The organism is Aporhodopirellula sallentina SM41 (assembly GCF_000346505.1).
GTDB lineage: Bacteria > Planctomycetota > Planctomycetia > Pirellulales > Pirellulaceae > Rhodopirellula > Rhodopirellula sallentina.
The window spans coordinates 1-2363 of record NZ_ANOH01000130.1 but is presented as its reverse complement, the minus strand read 5'-3'; the positions used below and the strand labels follow the sequence as shown (position 1 = coordinate 2363).

3 protein-coding genes are annotated in these 2363 nt (G+C 55.9%); 1 reads left to right on the top strand and 2 read right to left on the bottom strand.

The window, feature by feature from the left end; translation table 11 throughout:
- Together RSSM_RS08425 and RSSM_RS08420 are read right to left on the bottom strand one after the other, a co-directional pair.
- Positions 1 to 315: hypothetical protein (locus RSSM_RS08425; RefSeq protein ID WP_044301861.1), on the bottom strand; the 315-nt coding region annotated here is incomplete at its 3' end.
- Between the two features lie 7 nt (positions 316 to 322).
- Positions 323 to 1513, bottom strand: coding sequence for an SHD1 domain-containing protein (locus RSSM_RS08420; RefSeq protein WP_044301860.1), 1191 nt, complete (start codon positions 1511 to 1513; stop codon positions 323 to 325).
- Between the two features lie 576 nt (positions 1514 to 2089).
- Between RSSM_RS08420 and RSSM_RS08415 the strand changes: the two genes are divergently transcribed.
- The coding region (locus RSSM_RS08415; RefSeq protein WP_044301858.1) for a sulfatase-like hydrolase/transferase at positions 2090 to 2363 on the top strand (274 nt) is incomplete at its 3' end.

Below are 2363 nucleotides of genomic sequence, written 5' to 3'. Positions count from 1 at the left end.
CTGAGTTAGTATGTCGGGCGTTGTATCGTCAGGAGCCAGCGAATAAACCATCTCGCCCGGCAAGTCCTGCTGCCCCGGTTCGAAAAGCCCCATGTTGGCTTGAATCACACATCCCCAAACCACCGTTCCTGTTCGGAACAACTTTTTTTGAGCCGCTAGTGGTTGGCAGAGAGCATCCGACCTGGAGACCCAACGTGTCAGCCACGAAAATGCGACTTTCAGGTGCTGGAGTTCAGCACTGCCAAAGTCGCGAGGCGAGTTCCCAAATCGCTCCCGGCAATCGTCGAGCATTCCCTGCCAATTCGTTTGGTTCACGTTGCAACTAATTCTTTGATAGGGTTTCGATGAGCTCTTGATCCCCTTCGCTCAGCTTGGAAACAGGAACGGAGACTTCCCGGCCATCTTCTTTTCTTAGTGAAACGAACCCGTCTTTTGCGTCGACATACGTCGCCATCACTTTGAACTTACCAGATGCGTCACTCCACAACCGTGGTTCCTTCGCGGTGTTTCTGATTGCTTGTCGTTGTAACGTCTCCAGGTCCGACTTCGCGATGGCGAGATCTTCGCGGACCATTCGGTACTCTGTGTTCCAATTGTCCCATTTGACATCCAAAGTCCCGTCGCCATGGGTCGCCGTGACGGTCACGTAGTTCCACTTGCGTGCCCAGACCGCGCCCAACCGTGTCCCAACGACAATAGGGGCGTCATCCGAAACCACCACAGCACCGGGCGGCAAGGGAATCGAAATGGCATAGCGTTTGACCGGCCGCAACTCTTGAGGCGTTGCTCGCGGAGCCTCGCGGTTTGGGAACTCGCTCGAGTCATCTACTGACGGTTTAATTTCGCCGGAGTTGTCAACTGATGGCTCATCGTTCGATACCCCGGATGCCATCGAGCCCGACGTTTCACGGTTGGAAGAGTCAGGATTCGCTGGCTCCGTTGGGCGAGAGCGAAAACGGTCTCGCCTGTTTGGGTTGTACCGAGCGGAAGCATTCCCAGATATCGGCGGCTGATCTTCTTCGGATTTCACGTTGGCGGACGGGTACGAGTCCATCGCTGGATCCGATGAGTCAGCCGATGTCGTGATCGAGGCGTCAGGAACGTCGACTTCGTATTGATCCGCGTTTGCATCGGTTGTTGTTGGCGGAGATGGATTTTGAGATAGCGGCGACTGAGGTGATGCGGGATTCACCGACGCCGCTTGACGCCTATCGGACTTTCCTCCCATGGCAATGACAAAGATGCCCCCGCCGAGAATCAACGCCACGCCAATCCCCGCTGCAATGCCGCTTTTGTAAACGGGAATCGGTGGCTTCACATAGCCATACGCTGCCATCGAATCACGACGGTACCTCGCTTTGCCGGCTTCCGTTTGTTCCACAATGGCGTGGTAGATGGCATAGATGCCCAGTCCAGCGAGAACAGCGCCAATTAGGATCGGAAAGATCCAAGCGGCTACCTCGCTGTTCTGTTGACCAACCACTGAGCAGCTTTGAAGTAGGTTGTCAAACATGTGTGAACTCGGAAACGAAGTGTTTGGGCTCGGACGGCAAGACAGTTCACAAGATGACGCTGCAAGGCTGCCTGAGACTGATTCAAAACAGCATTTCGAATGAGTCATTGCCATCATTCGTCTGGACTCTCTACTTTGCGAAGGCGGATCGACAGCGATGCAGTGCCCGGATTCACCGAGCAGTACTTTCCCCAGACTGTGCCATGCGTGGGTACCTGTACGGTCTTATCCGGTCGCGTGGTCAGCACACGAACTCCACCGGTTGTCATTCAAACAGATGACATGCGACTCCCGGTTGGGCGGCGTAGACTCCATTGCCGACCGGTTGCGTCCATTCTAGCACCGTTTACCAACTGCCGCGATCAATCGCTGTGGTTTTGGCAAACGAAGCAACGTGCGACCGCGTCCACGCATGTCCACCCGCCCCAGACAAGGGATGTTACTCGAGTGCTTCGCCTCCTTCGAAATCTCAAACCTAACCGTACGACTCACACCACATCGCCAAGGCGTCGTGACACGGCTCGCGAGACCCCTGCACGCTGGTCTCATCAATCCCGCTGCCGCGGCCGCTGCGCCATGTTTCGACTGAGTCTTGTTGGCGTTTTTGGCTTGATCAGCTCACAGGTTCTGATCACTCACCGGGTTGCACACAGTGCCGAGCCGACGCCGATCTCCGCTGAGCGTCCCAACGTGGTCGTCTTCGTTGCCGACGACATGGGGTGGGGCGATTCAGGAACCTACGGGCATCCGTTGATCCGGACCCCGAATATGGACCGACTCGCTTCAGAAGGCATCAAGTTCACGCAGTGTTACTCGGCCTGCGGTGTTTGTTCTCCATCGCGATCGGCAA